We start from the raw sequence: 811 nt of genomic DNA on the forward strand, positions 1-811 counted from the left end.
CAATGCTCTAAGGTTGTCGACGACATCTCACCTACGGTCACACTGCCATACTTTTGGAAAACAGCTTGACTGATCTCTTGGAGATAGTCGTGTACACGCGGTCCATCGGTATAAAAACGACGCCCGTCGCCAATCTCATCATTGCAAAAATCTTGTTGCTTCGAAATCAGATTGATGACGTCCAGACGAAATCCGTCAACGCCTTTTCCGCCCAAAACGAATAACGTTTTTCACTTCCTCACGAACCGTAGGTATTTCCCAATTGAGATCGGCCTGCTCTTTGGCAAAAGGTGCAGATAATATTGGCCGGTTTGTTCATCCAGAGCCCAAGCGCTGCCGCCAAACTTAGACTGCCAATTATTCGGCTCCTTTCCTTCGACCGGGTCTTTCCAGATGTAGTAATCCCGATATGGACTGTTTTTGTTACCCAATGCCGATTGAAACCAAGCGTGCTCGGTCGAGGTGTGGTTCACCACAATGTCCTATGATAAGACGGATTCCGAGCTGATGCGCTTTCTCGAGCAACTCATCAAAATCCGCCATCGTGCCAAACTGAGGGTTAATTTGGTAGTAATCCGAAATGTCGTATCCATTATCGACCATCGGCGATTGGTAAACCGGCGTCAGCCAGATTGCATCAATACCGAGATGCTTCAAGTATTCCAACTTAGAGATGATGCCTTGGATATCTCCCGTCCCYTTTGCCCCACTGTCGCAAAGCTTTTGGGTAAATTTGATAAATAGTGGCGGTTTTCCACCAATGGGCATCTGTGTTGCGTGTTGTCATGGTAAAGACTCACTTACCGAAGAG

At 47.3% G+C, this 811-nt stretch carries 1 protein-coding gene and 1 pseudogene; both read right to left on the minus strand.

Annotated elements, in window-relative coordinates; translation table 11 throughout:
• Nucleotides 1-476: pseudogene (locus CIK04_RS34865) on the minus strand (alpha-amylase family glycosyl hydrolase); the annotation flags it as partial.
• Nucleotides 424-768: an alpha-amylase family glycosyl hydrolase gene (locus tag CIK04_RS34870; RefSeq protein ID WP_325205994.1), complete on the minus strand. Its 345-nt coding sequence runs from the start codon at nucleotides 766-768 to the stop codon at nucleotides 424-426. The pseudogene CIK04_RS34865 and the gene CIK04_RS34870, both read right to left, overlap by 53 nt.
• Nucleotides 769-811: the final 43 nt, after the last annotated feature.

The organism is Vibrio sp. 03_296, assembly GCF_002265885.1.